Source organism: Lysinibacillus sp. FSL M8-0355 (genome assembly GCF_038008985.1).
GTDB lineage: Bacteria > Bacillota > Bacilli > Bacillales_A > Planococcaceae > Lysinibacillus > Lysinibacillus fusiformis_D.
Map to the genome: position 1 here is coordinate 4,174,257 of NZ_JBBPAI010000001.1, position 16,798 is coordinate 4,191,054.

A 16,798-nucleotide genomic window follows, 5' to 3' on the forward strand; every position below is an offset into this window, starting at 1 on the left:
ACCTCTCCTTTGAACACTTACACATGACGGCAATTGTTTAAACAGCTGAAACACTTTCATTAATTAGCGCATAACAGCAGGTAATAATAACTTATTCTTCATCACATCGAAAATCCCTTTTGGTGTTATACGAATATATGGTAAATGAGTGGATTGTAAAAATAATAACGTGTAAATAGCATCTCCTAATTGATAACCTCGATCTGCTAAAGCTTGTTTTAAAGCATTTTCTTTCTCCGTTAATGCAAGTACGTCTCCATCATATAAAAGTCCACCGATTGTTAATGGGATGTCCGCTATCACTTCTCCTTTTTCGACTAGGACAATGCCACCATTTCTAGCCTTCATTTCTTCGAAAGCTTTGATCATATCTTCTTTGTTTTTTCCAATTAGCAAAATATCGCCTGTGTTTGAATAGGAGGATGCAAAGCCTTGAACATCTGTCGCAAATCCTTTAATCATCGTATTCACATGCCAGTTACCTTCCCGGTTAAGGAGCATTAAATAGCACTCGTCATGATTCGCCAGTTGCCCTTCTCTAGTTATGAAAGAGTTATAAGGCTTTGTAATAACATCATTGACTAACTGAATACCAAAGGGCATTGAAAACTGAAAATCTTGTGAATCTAATGAAAAATCCAAATCTAATGCTGGGATTGCAGAATAATCAACTGATGCAAATTTATGCACACGTTCTCCATCACGCTTCAACCAAACACCCTTCGATAAGACACTTTCAGGAACAGGATGATATTCATCTTGTAAAATATTCAGGGAAGCGAAGCGACCTGTCGCGATAAACCCATGTAAATTAGACATATTATAATAGCGTGCCACATTATAAGAAGCCATTTGATAGGCATCGATTGGGGATACTCCTGCATCTAAGGCTGCCTGAATACATTTATCCATCACACCATCCTCATGGAATGAAGGTGGTGAGCCATCTGTTGTCATCATTAAATGATCAAAAATAGGAAGTTCTTTTTCTACTATTCCTTTTAGCAGATGTGGTAAATCTGGACGAATGGAAGAATAACGTAATGTTACTGCATAGCCCTGCATAATGCGACGCTCTACTTCCTCCACTGTCATTGCCTCATGGTCCCCATCAGCACCAAGCAGTTTCATGCGTGCTAAAGTTCTTTCTGAAGCTCCTGGGAAATGTCCTTCAATTTTTTTCCCAAGCCCCTTTGCCATTTGCATACGATAAAGCATTTGATCGTCGCCATGCAGCAGCTTAGGCCAGCCTGTCAACTCTCCACCAAGCAAGACATCACTTCGCTCTAGCCATTCCAATATGGACGTATTAGAGAAAACTTCTTCCTCTTGCTCCAGTTCAGTTTGTGAATCAAAGCGAGTCCACCAATAAAAAGAAAACGGTAGCTTTTTCAAGTTATCCAAAATTGAAAACGCTTTCTTATTTTCTAAATTTAAAACAAAACTTAAATTATCGGAAATAAAAGCTGTTGTTCCAAGCTGACCACAAAAATCTGCAAATGACTGTGGATGATAAAGCTGGAACGGATGGACGTGTGGTTCAATATAGCCTGGTACAATTGTTTTCCCTGTATAATCCACCACTTCTGTTCCTTCTAATAAAGGAGGCATTCTGTCACCAGCATAGACAATGCGATCTCCTAAAATCCAAATGTTTCCTACTACAAATTGTTTCAGCATACTATGCAAATAACGTGCATTTTTCAACACGATATCTGGTGCCTTTTTCCCATCGATTACTGCTAATTGCTGTCGTAACTTTGTTATTTTCCATACTGGATCCATGCTATTCGCTCCTTCCTAATTTACGTAATTTTTCATTGTGTAAATCCAACTTGAAATCACATACTACTACTGCATAATCGCATACTTTCATAAAAATTATGCTTTATGCAATCATCTTGTTTCAATCGTAACACAGCACTTTCATAAAGCAAAGTGCACCTCGCTTAATTTTTCCACAATGACTAAAGGAGGAAGTATGATGATGCAGCAAGCAAATTTAAGCGAAAAAAATGCATTTTGTCGTTTTGCAATGGGTACAAGTTTGACAGCATTTGGTATCGCTAAAGTTTCTAGAGATCCTAATTGTACAAAAGGTCGATTAATGATTGCATTAGGTGCCATGAAAATGGCTGAGGGACTCTTTAAATATTGTCCAACAAAGGCGCTCTTAAGCTCCAATATGCAAAATGCCATGAACACCTCTATGCAAAGTATGTTCAGCGGGCAAAATTCTATGTCTTCTGAACAAATCGATAAACTCATGAAGGATTTTTCCTCTGCTATATCTGGTAATTCTTCAGGTTCACAAGCTACCGCTTCAAAACAATCTGACACCAGCACTTCAACTCAAAATTCCTCAAATAGTAGCGATTCTTCAACGAATAAAGCTCAAAATCCTTCTTAGTCAAAGGAGCCGTCCCAATCTATTATTGAGACGGCTCTTACCTCTTACGTTTGAAACAACAAGAGGTTTCAAAAGATGATTAAAAATATTTTAAAATTTAGTGAAAATAACAATTACTTAAATGTACGCCAGCCAATATCTTGACGGAAGAAAAAGTGATCCCATGTTTCTGTAGCAATTCCAGCGTATACCTTTTCCTGTGCTTCCTGCAAAGTAGGAGCTTTGGCAGCAACTAACAGGACACGGCCACCATTACCAACAAATTGGCCATCCACTAATTTTGTACCTGCATGGAATACTGCATGGGATGTGGAAAGTGCCTCTAAATTCGGTAATGCTTTGCCTTTTTCAACGTCACCAGGATAGCCTTCTGCTGCAATGACAACACCAAGCATCGCTTCTTCTGACCATTGTAAATCAAATGGCTGTTCATCCATTAAAGCCATCATAAATGCCCCAAAATCAGAAACCATACGCGGTAACACTACTTGCGTTTCTGGATCACCAAAACGAGCATTAAATTCTATAACCTGAGGACCTTTCTTTGTTAAAATTAACCCAGCATATAAAATACCTGTAAAGGAAGCACCATCAGCATCCATCCCTCTAACAGTAGGTTCTACAATTGTATGATATGCAAGATCAACTACTTCTTGAGAGATTTGTGGTACAGGCGAGTATGCACCCATGCCTCCAGTGTTTGGTCCTTTATCACCGTCATAGGCACGTTTATGGTCTTGTGCAATAACCATTGGATAAATTTGTCCTTTATGTACAAAGGACATAAAGGAGAACTCTTCTCCGTCTAAAAATTCTTCAATGACAACACGTGAAGAGGAATCACCAAAGCGTTGATTGCCAATCATATCCTCGACAGCTTCAATTGCTTCTTCCTCTGTCATGGCCACAACAACACCCTTACCAGCCGCTAAACCATCTGCTTTAATGACAATAGGCGCCCCTTGTTCTTGAATATAAGCGATCGCTTTTTCTGCTTCAGTAAACGTTTCATGTGAGGCTGTAGGAATATTATATTTATTCATCATTTCTTTCGCATAGGATTTGCTACTTTCGATTTGAGCTGCAACCTTTGAAGGGCCAAAAATACGTAAACCTCTAGCTGTAAAGAAATCAACAATGCCTTCAGCAAGTGGCTGTTCTGGGCCAACAAATGTTAACGCAATATCATTTTCCTTGGCAAATTGAGCAAGACCTGCGAAATCCATTGTATCAATAGCTACAACTTCTATTTCGCCTCCCATTCCATCATTGCCTGGCGCTACAAATACTTTGTGAACCGATGGAGAAATGCTAAATTGTTTAGCGATTGCATGCTCACGACCGCCGCTTCCGATTACTAATACATTCATTTTAGAGAATCCTCCTATTTGTAAGTAAGACCGAGATGAACCAGCATCTCGGTCTGTTTTGTTTCTTATATGTTTTATTAATTAGTGTTTAAAATGGCGTACGCCTGTGAATACCATAGCAATTCCATATTCATTTGCTTTATCAATGGAATCTTGATCTTTAATCGAGCCACCTGGTTGAATAATAGCAGTAATTCCTGCCGCTGCTGCTGCTTCAACAGTATCACTCATTGGGAAAAATGCGTCTGATGCTAGTGCAGCACCTTTTGCTTTTTCTCCAGCTTGCTCAAAGGCAATTTTAGCAGCACCTACGCGGTTCATTTGACCTGCACCAACACCAAGTGTCATTTGGGAATCTGTTACAACAATCGCATTCGATTTAACATGTTTGACAACTGACCAACCAAGCTGTAATGCTTCCCATTCCTGTTTTGTTGGTTCACGATCTGTCACTACTTTAATATCTGCATTGCCAAAACCATAGCGATCCGGCTCTTGTACAAGAAGGCCACCTTCAACAGATACTACGTTGAATTGATCTTGTTTTGCTTGCTCAAATGGAATAGTTAGTAAGCGAATATTTTTCTTTTGCGTTAAAATGTCTAACGCTTCTTGTGAGAATGCAGGTGCAATGATGATTTCTAAGAAAATGTGACTTAACTTTTCAGCAGTTGCTGCATCTACTTCCATATTTAACGCGATAATACCACCAAAAATAGATGTTGAATCTGCTTCATAAGCTTTATCGAATGCTGCCTCTAATGTAATACCTGTACCAACGCCACATGGATTCATATGCTTTACTGCTACAGCAGCTGGCATTTCAAATTCTTTGACGATTTGTAGTGCTGCATTACCATCTTGAATATTGTTGTAGGATAACTCTTTCCCATGTAATTGTGTAGCATAGGCCAATGAGAAGTCTGAGCCAAGACGTTTTTGGTAGAAAGCCGCTTTTTGGTGCGGGTTTTCTCCATAGCGTAAATTTTGCTTTAACTCATATGTCATCGTTAAGCTCTCTGGGAATTCTTCTTCTGTCAGGTAGTTCGAAATATAAGAATCATAAGCGGCTGTGTGACGGAAAACTTTCGCAGCTAATTGACGACGTGTTTCAATTGTAGTTGCGCCGTTTGCTTTTAGTTCTTCTAATACTGTTGCATAGTCATTGCTGTCCACGATTACTGTTACATATTGATGGTTTTTTGCAGCAGAGCGTAACATTGTTGGGCCACCGATATCAATGTTTTCAATTGCATCATCCCATGTTACATTAGGCTTTGAAATTGTTTCAACAAATGGATATAGATTAACACAAACAATCTCAATTGGCTCAATTCCATGCTCGTTCATTTGTGCTTGATGAGAAGCATCGTCAAACTTTCCTAATAGACCACCGTGGATCATTGGATTTAATGTTTTCACACGACCATCTAAAATTTCTGGGAACTTCGTTACTTCATCTACTGCCGTTACAGCCACCGCATTATCCTGTAACATTTTTTTCGTACCGCCAGTTGATAAAATTTCATAACCTAATGCTACTAATTCCTTTGCAAATTCTAAAATACCACCTTTATTGGAAACACTGATTAATGCACGTTTTGTCACAACAATATCCTCCTAATTTTTATCGTGCTTACCACGAACTGACTTGCTTCTATAAGATTAATAGAGTTAGGTCTTACTTGTTGAGTAAGGTTCTCGACCTAACTCCTCTTCAGTTATTGTAATAATTGCCGTAAAGCCTTTGTATATAATAGATGCTCTTGCTTATGAATTTCAGCTTCTGTTGCCTCTCGATTTCCTTCAATGACAGGTACAGCAGCCTGTGCGATAATCGGACCAGTATCCATTCCTTCATCAACAAAATGCACTGTTACCCCTGTAATCTTTACACCATGATTGATTGCCTGACCAATGGCGTCCTTCCCGGGGAATGCTGGCAATAAGGAAGGATGGATATTAACAATTCGTTGCGGAAAGGCTGCTAATAATACGTCACTAATTAAACGCATATACCCTGCAAGCACAATCCATTTCACATCGCATTCATGTAAAGCATCGATAATGGCTGTCTCATAAGCTGCTTTTGATGCAAACTCTTTTGGATTTAATGCTAACACTGGAATCCCCAAATTTTCAGCACGTGTCACTACAAACGCACCGGGCTTATCTGTCACCACTAGTTCAATCTTTGCATGCAGTTCTCCACTTCCGATAGCCTCTTGAATGGCTTGAAAATTACTCCCGCTGCCTGATGCGAACACGGCGATTTTTGTTGGTGCAGTCATTACACTAAACTCCCATCATGTGAGCCATTAAACACTACTCCGTCGCCTTTGATAACACGTCCGATTGGATAAGCCTTTTCACCATTTGCTTCTACTGCTGCCATTACTTTCTCAGCTTCAGCTACTGGCACAGCTATTACAAAACCAATCCCCATGTTAAAGACATTATATAGATCTTTATCTTCTAACTGGCCTTTATCTTTTAGGAATTCAAAGATACGTAATACTGGCCAAGAACCTAAGTCGATTTCCGTTGCTAATCCTTCTGGCATCATACGCGGTAGATTTTCATAGAAACCTCCACCAGTAACATGAGCACAACCATGTACATCTGCTGCCTTTAAAGCTGCTAATACTGGCTTAGCATATAGCTTTGTTGGCACGAGAAGAGCCTCCCCGATCGGTCCTAAATCTTCATAGCCTTCAACAATGGCATCCACCGCATATTGCTGATCTGCAAAAACAATTTTTCGCACTAAAGAATAACCGTTTGAATGTACACCACTTGATGCAATCCCAATAAGCACATCGCCTTCAACGATTTTTTCACCTGTCACAATGGCAGACTTTTCACAAGCACCTACTGCAAACCCTGCTAAATCATATTCGTCTTCTTCATAAAGACCAGGCATTTCCGCAGTTTCGCCACCAATTAGTGCTGCACCAGATTGCACACAGCCATCTGCAACACCTTTAACAATTTGTTCAATTTTTGCAGGCTCTGCTTTTCCAAGCGCTACGTAATCTAAAAAGTACAGTGGCTCTGCTCCTTGAGCAACAATATCATTGACACACATTGCTACACAATCCACACCAATTGTATCGTGCTTATCTACCATGAACGCTAGTTTTAGCTTTGTTCCAACACCATCTGTCCCTGAAATAAGAACAGGTTCTTTAAGATTTAGTTTTGACAAGTCAAACATGCCACCAAAGCCACCGAACGTTCCCATTACACCTAAACGGTTCGTACGTTCAACATGAGACTTCATTCGTTTTACAGCTTCATAACCCGCTTCAATATTTACACCTGCTTGTTCATATGCCTTTGACACGCAGAGTTCCTCCTTATCATCCAAATCGCCTCAGTACCCTAGAAGTCTTTGTATAGCCTTCTACCGATCACCAATCCGTTGCGATGTTTTTCTTAACGTAATAGTTCTTTTTCATGTGGTAAGATGGTATCCGGGAAAATCTCTGTTGGATATTTGCCTGTAAAGCATGCTAAGCATAGCCCACGATTGTCATCTTCATATGGTCGTGCAATTGTCTCTACCATGCCCTCAACAGAAAGGAACGTAAGAGAATCTGCACCGATTGCATCACGAATTTCATCTACTTTATGACTAGAGGCAATCAGCTCTTCATGTGTGGAAGTATCAATGCCATAATAACAAGGATTTGTCATTGGCGGTGAAGAGATCACAACATGAACTTCTGCTGCACCAGCATCTTTTAACATTTTGACAATACGACGTGATGTTGTACCACGCACAATTGAATCGTCCACCATTACTACACGTTTACCCTTTACAACTTGAACAACTGGTGACAGTTTCATTTTTACACCACGTTCACGTAATTCCTGTGTTGGCTGAATAAACGTACGACCAACATAGCGGTTTTTAATAAGACCTAATTCATAAGGGATGCCACTTTCTTCTGCAAAACCAATCGCTGCTGAAATACTTGAATCAGGTACACCCGTTACAACATCAGCCTCAATATGCGCACATTCACGGGCAAGTTGTTTCCCCATACGCTTACGCGCCATATGAACATTAATGCCATCAATATCTGAATCAGGACGAGCTAAATAAACATATTCCATCGCACACATCGAACGCTTTTCCATATCAGCAAAGCGATCCGATTTTACACCCTCATCATTAATAATGATGAGCTCTCCTGGCTCCACAGAACGAACGAATTCTGCACCAATTAAATCAAATGCACAAGTTTCAGAAGCTACCACCCAGCCATCTCCAAGCTTTCCAAGAGATAATGGACGTAAACCATGTGGATCACGTGCAACAAGCATTTCATCCTTTGTCATAATTAAGAAAGAATACGCACCCTTTAATAGAGAAAGGGCATTTTTCACCTTTGCACGGAATGGTGAATGCGAGCTTTTCTTAATAAGATGCGCCAGCACTTCTGTATCAGAGCTAGAATGGAAAATACTCCCTTGTCGCTCTAGATACTGTTTTAAATGTGTCGCATTGACTAAGTTACCGTTATGGGCAATTGAAAGGCTACCAGTTGAGGAGTGGAATAATAGTGGCTGTACGTTTTCAATACCGCCGCCACCAGCAGTCGTGTAACGAACATGAGCAATAGCCGCTTTGCCGTTGACTGCTTTTAATTTATCTTCGTTGAAAACATCATTAACTAGTCCTTCGCCTTTCACCGCGCGAAGATGCTGTCCATCTGAAACGACAATTCCAGCCCCTTCTTGTCCACGGTGTTGAAGAGCATGTAGCCCGTAATAGCTAAGGTGTGCTGGACTTGGGTTACCCCAAATACCAAACACCCCACATTCTTCGTTTAAGCCTCTGAGTTCAGCAAGCATGGGATTGCTCCTTTCCAATTAGAACGGAATTCCTCCACTGTACCTTCTACAAGCACACCTTTGTCCCCGTTGATTTTAACAAGTGCATCATTTGTTACGACACCAATTTGGTGAGCATCTTTGATGATTTCTACAAATGCAGCAGCATTTTCTTCTTTGACAGTTACAACAAAACGAGATTGACTTTCGCTGAATAATGCAGTTGTAGCAGATCCTGCTAATGTTACTTCAACACCAAGACCGTTTGCACCGAATGTTGTCTCAGCAATAGCGACTGCAAGACCACCCTCTGCAACGTCATGGGCAGATTGTACAAGACCAGCTTTAATCGCCTTTAATAAAGCTTGCTGACGTACCGCTTCCACTTCTAAATCTATAGCTGGCGCTTTTCCTGAAATAACGCCATTATTTAATAGTTTTTGTAGCTCTGAACCACCGAATTCAGTTTTTGTCTCACCAATGACAAAGACAAGATCTCCTGCAGCTTTTACATCCTGTGTAGTTACATGAGCTAAATCTTCGATAAGACCAACCATACCAATTGTTGGTGTTGGATAAACAGCTTCACCTGAACGCTCATTATAAAGAGAAACGTTACCACCGATTACTGGTGCATTTAATGCCGTACAAGCAGCAGAAATACCATCAGCAGATTTTTCAATTTGCCAGAAGATTTCTGGTTTCTCTGGATTACCAAAGTTTAAGCAGTCTGTTATCGCAAGTGGCGTACCACCCGTTGCCACGATATTACGTGCTGCTTCAGCTACTGCGATAGCTCCACCCACTTCTGGATCTAAATAGATATAGCGAGAGTTACAGTCCGTTGTCATCGCTAAACCTTTATTTGTCCCACGTACACGAATAACAGCAGCGTCAGACCCAGGCTTCACAACTGTCGATGTACGTACTTGATAATCGTATTGATCGTACACCCACTCTTTAGAAGCAATTGTTGGTGCTTGTAATAAAGCATTTAAAGTTTCTTTATAATCCGTCACAACTGGTTCTGCGTTCTCGATTGCTTGGAACTCAGCATAGTATGCAGGTTCAGCAGATGGTTTATGATAAACAGGAGCATCTTCTGCTAACGCATCAGCAGGTACTTCTGCCACTACTTGTCCTTTGTGTAAAAGGCGAAGCATTTTATCATCCGTTACTCGGCCGATTGCTACAGCATCTAAATCATATTTATCAAAAATCGCTTTAATTTCATCTTCACGACCTTTTTTCACCACTAATAACATACGTTCTTGAGACTCAGATAACATCATTTCGTACGCTGTCATACCTGTCTCACGTTGAGGCACTAAGTCTAAATTCATTTCTACACCAGAGCCTGCTTTTGAAGCCATTTCTGCTGATGAAGAAGTAAGACCAGCTGCACCCATATCTTGAATACCAACTAGAGCATCAGATTTTACAACTTCTAAACATGCTTCAAGTAAAAGTTTCTCCATGAATGGGTCCCCTACTTGTACTGCTGGACGTTGGTTATCTGATTCCTCTGTTAATTCCTCAGAGGCAAATGTTGCACCATGAATTCCGTCACGACCTGTTTTCGCACCGACATACATAACTGTATTGCCGACACCCGCAGCAATACCACGTTGAATATCTTGATGGTCAATTAAACCGACACACATTGCATTAACAAGTGGATTACCTTCATAGCAAGGGTCAAATTGAATCTCGCCACCAACGGTCGGAATTCCGATGCAGTTACCATAACCTGCGATACCCGCAACAACTTCTTCAAAAAGATATTTACCACGTGCTGATTTTAATTCACCAAAACGTAATGAATTTAGCATGGCAATTGGACGTGCACCCATGGAGAAAACGTCACGGATAATACCGCCAACACCTGTTGCAGCTCCTTGATAAGGTTCGATTGCAGATGGATGGTTATGTGATTCCATTTTAAATACTACTGCCTGTTCATCACCAATATCGACAATACCCGCACCTTCACCTGGACCTTGTAATACTTGTGGCCCTTTTGTCGGGAACTTACGTAGTACTGGCTTTGAATTTTTGTAAGAGCAGTGCTCAGACCACATTACTGAGAAAAGACCTGTCTCTGTCCAGTTAGGTAGACGTCCTAAAATACCTTCTACCATTGCAAATTCTTCGTCTGACATCCCCATACCAGCGTATAGCTTTTCATCCTTAATTTGCTGTGCTGTTGGCTCAAACTTAGTTGTTGACATGATTTTCCCTCCACTGCTTCACAATTGATTTGAATACTGCTAGACCGTCTGCGCCGCCCACCAATGCATCAACAGCTCGCTCTGGGTGTGGCATCATCCCTAGTACATTGCCGCGCTCGTTTATAATCCCTGCGATATCTTCTAAAGAACCGTTTGGATTGTCACCTGAGTATGTGAATACGATTTGATTATTATCTTTTAGTGATTGTAAAGTTTCCTCGTCACAGTAGTAATTACCTTCACCATGTGCGATTGGAATATTGATGATTTGACCTTGCTCATATTGATTTGTGAATAATGTATTGTTGTTTTCCACTTTTAGCTGTACTGTACGGCACATAAATTTTAAGTTTTTATTGCGTAGTAAAGCCCCTGGTAATAAACCAGCTTCCGTCAGAATTTGGAAGCCATTACATACACCTAATACAGGTTTACCAGCATCTGCTGCTTTCTTAACCTCTGCCATAATGTTAGATTGATTAGCCATTGCACCACAACGAAGGTAGTCCCCATAGGAGAATCCTCCAGGTACTAATACGCCATCAAAGCCACTTAGATCTGTTGCTGTATGCCATACATATTCTACTTCTTCACCTAGCTCGTCTTTAATCGCATGATACATATCGATGTCACAGTTTGACCCAGGGAATACGAGTACTGCGAATTTCATGATTAGTTAGCCTCCTCGACTTCAAAACGGTAGTCTTCAATTACAACGTTCGTTAAAACCTTTTCACACATTTCTTTTACTAGAGTATCAATGTCACGTTCTGAGTCTTTAAGAGTTAGCTCAAGATATTTACCGATACGTAAATCTTCTACCTCACCGTAGCCGATTTTAGCTAAAGAACCTTGTACTGCAGAGCCTTGTGGATCAAGAATGCTCTCACGTAATGTTACATAGATTTTTACTTTTTTCATTGTTATTTGCCTCCGAGTCTAGAAAGTATAATAGTATAAACTTCAGTTAAATTACCAAGGTCTCGACGAAAAACATCTTTGTCTAACTTTTGCTTTGTAGTTGCATCCCAAAGTCTGCATGTGTCTGGTGAAATTTCATCTGCCAATAATACATTGCCATCCATATCACGGCCAAACTCTAATTTAAAATCAATTAATGTTACATTGATATCTGCAAAGATTGGCTGTAGAACTTTGTTAACAGCTAGTGCTCCATCATAAATGGCTGTTACTTCAGTAGGTGTCGCAAGATCCAGAACGTCAATATGTTCTGTCGTAATGAGTGGGTCGCCTAACGCATCGTCTTTATAGTAAAATTCTACGATTGGTCGTTTTAAGGCTGTTCCCTCTTCAAGACCAAGACGTTTTGCTAAACTTCCTGCGGCAATATTACGAACAACAACTTCAATCGGAATAATTTCTACTTTTTTTACAAGTTGTTGTGTATCTGATAATTGTTTTACGAAATGTGACGCAATTCCGTTTGCTTGTAATTTTTCGAAAATTAATGAAGTAATGCGATTATTTAAAATGCCCTTGCCGTCAATTTCTTCTTTTTTTTCGCCATTGAATGCTGTTGCACTATCCTTGTACTCAACTAGTAGCACATTTGGCTCCTCTGTTGTGAACAATTTTTTTGCTTTACCTTCATACAAAAGTTGACCTTTAGTCATGTCGTTTTTCCCCCTGATATTATGAGATACGCTTGTTATGAATGATCAGAATTGAATCGTGTCTCCACGATTCAACTCTGAAACATTTACTGGTGGCTCTAACATTTACTTTTAGATGGCTAAATAAATATTAGTTAAGTCCTAGTCGTTCAAAAATCATATCAACATGCTGTAAGTGGTAGTTATAATCAAAGCACTCATCCAGCTCTTCTTTTGTTAAATAAGATGTGATTTTTTCACTTGCATCGACCAATGTACGGAACTGAACTTGCTCGTCCCATGCCTGCATTGCTAAAGGTTGTACTGTATCATAAGCTTCCTCACGTACTAATCCCTTATCGATTAATGCTAATAAGATGCGTTGAGAATAAATAAGACCATATGTGCGTTCCATGTTACGTTTCATGTTCTCAGGGAATACTGTTAAGTTTTTCACAATATTACCGAAGCGATTAAGCATATAGTTAAGAGTAATTGTTGCATCCGGTAAAATAACGCGCTCTGCAGATGAATGAGAAATATCACGTTCATGCCATAAAGCTACATTTTCATAAGCTGTCACCATGTATCCACGCATTAAACGAGACATCCCAACCATGTTTTCAGAACCGATTGGATTACGTTTATGTGGCATTGCGGATGAGCCCTTTTGCCCTTTTGCAAAAGCTTCTTCTACTTCACGCGTTTCAGATTTCTGTAAGCCGCGAATTTCTGTTGCGAATTTTTCAATTGATGTAGCAACTAAAGCTAATGCACCTAAATACTGCGCATGGCGATCACGCTGTAAAGTTTGTGTTGAAATCGGTGATGCAGCAAGACCTAGTTGATCACAAACATATTGCTCAACACGAGGATCGATATTGGCATATGTTCCAACAGCTCCAGACATTTTTCCTGTTTCAATTACTTTGGCTGCTGCTTCAAAACGTTCAAGGTTACGCTTCATTTCCTCATACCATAAACCAAGTTTTAAACCAAAAGTTGTTGGTTCTGCATGAACACCATGTGTACGTCCCATCATCACCGTATGTTTATGCTCTTTTGCCTTAGCCGCAATAATATCAATGAAATTCACGATGTCCTTGCGCAAAATATCATTTGCTTGTTTGATTAAATAAGAAAGTGCTGTGTCTACTACGTCTGTAGAAGTTAAACCATAATGTACCCATTTACGCTCTTCCCCAAGTGTTTCCGAAACGGCACGCGTAAAGGCTACAACATCATGACGTGTTTCTTGTTCAATTTCTAAAATGCGATTCACATCAAATGAAGCATTTTCACGAATTTTAGCAACATCCTCTTTTGGAATATCGCCTATCTCTGCCCAAGCCTCACATGCTAAAATTTCAACCTCTAGCCAAGCTTGGTACTTATTTTGTTCTGTCCAAATTGCGCCCATTTCGGGTCTTGTGTAACGTTCAATCATCGCGTTTCTCCTTCTATTCTGACCAAATGCCAGAACTCTCGATTTGTTGTAGTGTTTCCTCTAAGCTTTTTGTCATAATCGTTACATGGCCCATTTTACGGTTTACCTTAGCTTCAGCTTTCCCATAAAGATGGATGGACCATTCAGGATATTTAGCAATTGAGTTACTGAGTGGCACGACATGCTGCCCTAATACATTGACCATAATGGATGGCGCCCAAAGTTCTGGCTTACGTAATGGCCAACCACAAACAGCACGAATATGCTGATGGAATTGTGAAACATTACACGCTTCTATTGAATAATGACCAGAATTATGAGGTCTTGGTGCTAATTCATTAATAACAATGCTACCATCTTCTAACACAAACATTTCTACTGCTAGCGTTCCTACTAAATGTAAGTAATCTGCAATTTTTAAAGCTTCTCGTTCCGCAGCTTGAGCTGTGCTTTCAGATATGCGAGCAGGCACAATTGTTTCATGCAGAATATGATGAACATGAATGTTCTCTCCAACTGGCTGACAATACGATTCACCATGACCATTTCTTTGAACAATGACCGATACTTCCTTTAGGAAAGGAACAAAACCTTCTGCAATACATTGAGAATGTGTGAATAGTTCTTTCGCTAAAGGTAAATCTTCAGTTGACTTTAAAAGCTGCTGTCCCTTGCCATCATAACCACCTCTTGCTGTTTTGACTATACAAGGATAACCAATCGAATCAATATTGGCTACTAATTCTTCATAAGTTTTTGCAACAATATATGGTGCTACTGGGCAACTAGCCTTCACAATAGCGTCTTTCTCTGTTATACGGTTTTGTGTAATACGTACCAACTCTGCTCCTTGAGGAACATAAGCCATTTGTGATAAGCGCTTTAAGCCTTCATAATCAATATTTTCAAATTCATAAGTGATAACATCACTTACTTCTGCAAGTTCTTCTAAAGCAGCTTCATCATCATATGGAGCTACAATACGAATATCAGCTACCTGCCCACACGGCGAGTCCATTGCAGGTTCCAGAACAGCCACTTTAAAACCTGACTCCTTTGCAGCAAGCGCCATCATTCGACCAAGTTGTCCTCCGCCTATAATACCTATCGTTTGTCCAGGATAAATAATCTTCGTCACACTAAGTCACCTGTGCTTTCTAATACTTGCTGCTTCGTTGCTTCACGTCTAGCATCTAATTTATTAGCAAGTACAGCATCTGTTGTTGACAAAATTTGAGCTGCTAGTAATCCTGCGTTTGTTGCTCCCGCTTTGCCAATCGCTACAGTTGCTACAGGTACACCACCAGGCATTTGAACGATAGATAATAATGAATCGAGTCCGTTAAGTGCACGTGATTGAACTGGTACACCAATGACAGGTAATGTTGTTTTAGCTGCTACCATTCCAGGTAAATGTGCAGCTCCACCTGCCCCAGCGATAATTACTTGTAGTCCTCGCTCACGAGCTGTCTCTGCATAGTCAAACATTAAATCAGGTGTACGATGTGCAGATACAACCTTTTTTTCATACGGTACTTGTAATTCATCTAAAATATCACATGCATGTTTCATTGTTTCCCAGTCACTTGAACTACCCATAATGACACCGATTTTCGGATTCATAAATTGTCGCTCCTTTTAAACGATAGAAAAATGATCAATTATTGTGCAAGCCTCTATTATTAATAGCTACTGCAATTTTTATCTATTTACAAAGAAAATCCCCAAATAAACTACTCTCTACTATTACACGTGAAAGCAGTTTACTTGAGGACTTAGTAAGACAAGAATATCTCCATGTACATAACTGCACAAGGATCTTCTCGTAATATGCCAAAAGTGCTTTCCCGCATAGTCCAGCATTTACGGTGCCGGGTAGAGACACTAGAGCCAATCCTCTAGCATATATGTGGGATTTATTTGTTTTTCCTTATCACATTTTAACAAGGGATTGCCTTATCGTCAATGCAAAAATGCGAACGTTTTTTATAAGTGCAAAAAAAATGTTCGGTTTTTGGTCAAATTTATTCAGTATCTTGAGTAGGTATAGCTTTAAATTGAATTTTTTGACGCAAAAAGGCTGGTTCACCATCTACTATATGAAAAAGCGGCTCTTCTTTTCGCCCTATGGCCATGAAACCATCCTGCTGCATTCTTGCTAAACAATCCTCGATCGACTCATTTTCTTGTACCTCATACCAAATTTGCTTTTTCCCCAACTTTTTCTTCCTTTCCACTTCACATTTTACATATTTACTACTTGTATTACATTATACCTTTTGTTGCTTAAAGAAGTATGTAAGAACATATAATGAGGTTCTTTCAATAGAAAAAACTGCAGATTCATATCCGCAGTTTTAATTAAGGTTCATTAAATCCATAAAAAGCTTTAAAATAGATACCTAAAAATAATAATAGTAGGAATGAATGAAGGACAACAAGAACCATGCGATAGCCTTTAATGCCTAAGAGAGCACTAACAATGCCTAAACCACCTAAAATAAAGGGCATAAACATATTGACTTGATAGAGAAATGTAAAAAAGCCTCCATACCATTTCGTTGAATCATAACCAAACAGAAAGAATATAAGTAGTAGACTCAAGATCGAAATAGCCGTAAAAAGGTTACGCCTCATTTTGATTCCTCCTATGAATCAAGATCAATCAATATGTATATAATTTAATTTATTATAGCATTTTATGAATATTTCATAAAACAAAAAAAGCCATGGAATATATCCATGACTTTTTAAATTGCCTAGCGACGTCCTACTCTCACAGGGGGAAGCCCCCAACTACCATCGGCGCTAAAGAGCTTAACTTCCGTGTTCGGTATGGGAACGGGTGTGACCTCTTTGCCATCATCACTAGACTATGGTCGGCT

General features: G+C 39.7%; 16 protein-coding genes, 1 rRNA gene and 1 riboswitch. Of the genes, 1 reads left to right on the forward strand and 16 read right to left on the reverse strand.

Annotated elements, in window-relative coordinates; all coding sequences use genetic code 11:
- Positions 1 to 63: 63 nt before the first annotated feature.
- Positions 64 to 1,785 (reverse strand): adenine deaminase C-terminal domain-containing protein, encoded by a 1,722-nt coding sequence (locus tag MKY46_RS20435; protein WP_340835260.1) that lies wholly within the window; start codon positions 1,783 to 1,785, stop codon positions 64 to 66.
- A gap of 199 nt (positions 1,786 to 1,984) precedes the next feature.
- Here MKY46_RS20435 and MKY46_RS20440 point away from each other — a divergent pair, with 199 nt between their 5' ends.
- Entirely contained in the window at positions 1,985 to 2,410 is a 426-nt protein-coding gene (locus MKY46_RS20440; protein ID WP_058844200.1) for a YgaP-like transmembrane domain, read from the forward strand.
- A 113-nt stretch (positions 2,411 to 2,523) separates the two neighbouring features.
- Here MKY46_RS20440 and purD read toward each other — a convergent pair whose 3' ends face one another.
- From purD to rrf, 15 genes are all read right to left on the reverse strand, one after another.
- Positions 2,524 to 3,780, reverse strand: a complete 1,257-nt coding sequence (gene purD, locus MKY46_RS20445) for a phosphoribosylamine--glycine ligase (protein ID WP_036123475.1) — start codon at positions 3,778 to 3,780, stop codon at positions 2,524 to 2,526.
- 81 nt (positions 3,781 to 3,861) lie between these two features.
- Positions 3,862 to 5,388 carry a bifunctional phosphoribosylaminoimidazolecarboxamide formyltransferase/IMP cyclohydrolase gene (gene purH / locus MKY46_RS20450; RefSeq protein WP_340835261.1) on the reverse strand — a complete coding sequence of 509 codons (1,527 nt, stop codon included), beginning with the start codon at positions 5,386 to 5,388 and terminating at the stop codon, positions 3,862 to 3,864.
- A 113-nt stretch (positions 5,389 to 5,501) separates the two neighbouring features.
- Positions 5,502 to 6,071 (reverse strand): phosphoribosylglycinamide formyltransferase, encoded by a 570-nt coding sequence (gene purN, locus MKY46_RS20455; RefSeq protein ID WP_036123479.1) that lies wholly within the window; start codon positions 6,069 to 6,071, stop codon positions 5,502 to 5,504.
- Positions 6,071 to 7,126 (reverse strand): phosphoribosylformylglycinamidine cyclo-ligase, encoded by a 1,056-nt coding sequence (gene purM / locus MKY46_RS20460; protein ID WP_036123480.1) that lies wholly within the window; start codon positions 7,124 to 7,126, stop codon positions 6,071 to 6,073. The genes purN and purM overlap by 1 nt, the downstream gene beginning before the upstream one ends.
- A 92-nt stretch (positions 7,127 to 7,218) precedes the next feature.
- The gene (purF, locus tag MKY46_RS20465; RefSeq protein WP_058844201.1) at positions 7,219 to 8,643 is read right to left on the reverse strand and encodes an amidophosphoribosyltransferase; all 1,425 of its coding nucleotides are present in this window, start codon (positions 8,641 to 8,643) and stop codon (positions 7,219 to 7,221) included.
- Positions 8,619 to 10,853 carry a phosphoribosylformylglycinamidine synthase subunit PurL gene (gene purL, locus MKY46_RS20470; RefSeq protein WP_089934998.1) on the reverse strand — a complete coding sequence of 745 codons (2,235 nt, stop codon included), beginning with the start codon at positions 10,851 to 10,853 and terminating at the stop codon, positions 8,619 to 8,621. Before purL ends, purF begins: the two co-directional genes overlap by 25 nt.
- Positions 10,840 to 11,523, reverse strand: coding sequence for a phosphoribosylformylglycinamidine synthase subunit PurQ (gene purQ, locus MKY46_RS20475; RefSeq protein ID WP_054611985.1), 684 nt, complete (start codon positions 11,521 to 11,523; stop codon positions 10,840 to 10,842). Before purQ ends, purL begins: the two co-directional genes overlap by 14 nt.
- 2 nt (positions 11,524 to 11,525) lie before the next feature.
- Positions 11,526 to 11,774, reverse strand: a complete 249-nt coding sequence (gene purS, locus MKY46_RS20480) for a phosphoribosylformylglycinamidine synthase subunit PurS (protein WP_340835263.1) — start codon at positions 11,772 to 11,774, stop codon at positions 11,526 to 11,528.
- A gap of 2 nt (positions 11,775 to 11,776) precedes the next feature.
- Positions 11,777 to 12,487 carry a phosphoribosylaminoimidazolesuccinocarboxamide synthase gene (gene purC, locus MKY46_RS20485; RefSeq protein WP_089934996.1) on the reverse strand — a complete coding sequence of 237 codons (711 nt, stop codon included), beginning with the start codon at positions 12,485 to 12,487 and terminating at the stop codon, positions 11,777 to 11,779.
- A 130-nt stretch (positions 12,488 to 12,617) separates the two neighbouring features.
- Positions 12,618 to 13,913: an adenylosuccinate lyase gene (gene purB, locus MKY46_RS20490; protein WP_089934994.1), complete on the reverse strand. Its 1,296-nt coding sequence runs from the start codon at positions 13,911 to 13,913 to the stop codon at positions 12,618 to 12,620.
- A gap of 13 nt (positions 13,914 to 13,926) precedes the next feature.
- A complete protein-coding gene (purK, locus tag MKY46_RS20495; RefSeq protein WP_036124076.1) occupies positions 13,927 to 15,051 on the reverse strand; it encodes a 5-(carboxyamino)imidazole ribonucleotide synthase in 1,125 nt (374 codons plus the stop codon).
- The gene (gene purE / locus MKY46_RS20500; RefSeq protein WP_089934991.1) at positions 15,048 to 15,536 is read right to left on the reverse strand and encodes a 5-(carboxyamino)imidazole ribonucleotide mutase; all 489 of its coding nucleotides are present in this window, start codon (positions 15,534 to 15,536) and stop codon (positions 15,048 to 15,050) included. Before purE ends, purK begins: the two co-directional genes overlap by 4 nt.
- A gap of 209 nt (positions 15,537 to 15,745) precedes the next feature.
- Positions 15,746 to 15,844: riboswitch (purine riboswitch) on the reverse strand.
- Positions 15,845 to 15,937: 93 nt separating this feature from the next.
- Positions 15,938 to 16,132, reverse strand: a complete 195-nt coding sequence (locus tag MKY46_RS20505) for an NETI motif-containing protein (RefSeq protein WP_089934989.1) — start codon at positions 16,130 to 16,132, stop codon at positions 15,938 to 15,940.
- A 142-nt stretch (positions 16,133 to 16,274) separates the two neighbouring features.
- Positions 16,275 to 16,550 carry a hypothetical protein gene (locus MKY46_RS20510; protein ID WP_036124085.1) on the reverse strand — a complete coding sequence of 92 codons (276 nt, stop codon included), beginning with the start codon at positions 16,548 to 16,550 and terminating at the stop codon, positions 16,275 to 16,277.
- Between the two features lie 120 nt (positions 16,551 to 16,670).
- A 5S ribosomal RNA gene (gene rrf, locus MKY46_RS20515) occupies positions 16,671 to 16,786 on the reverse strand.
- Positions 16,787 to 16,798: the final 12 nt, after the last annotated feature.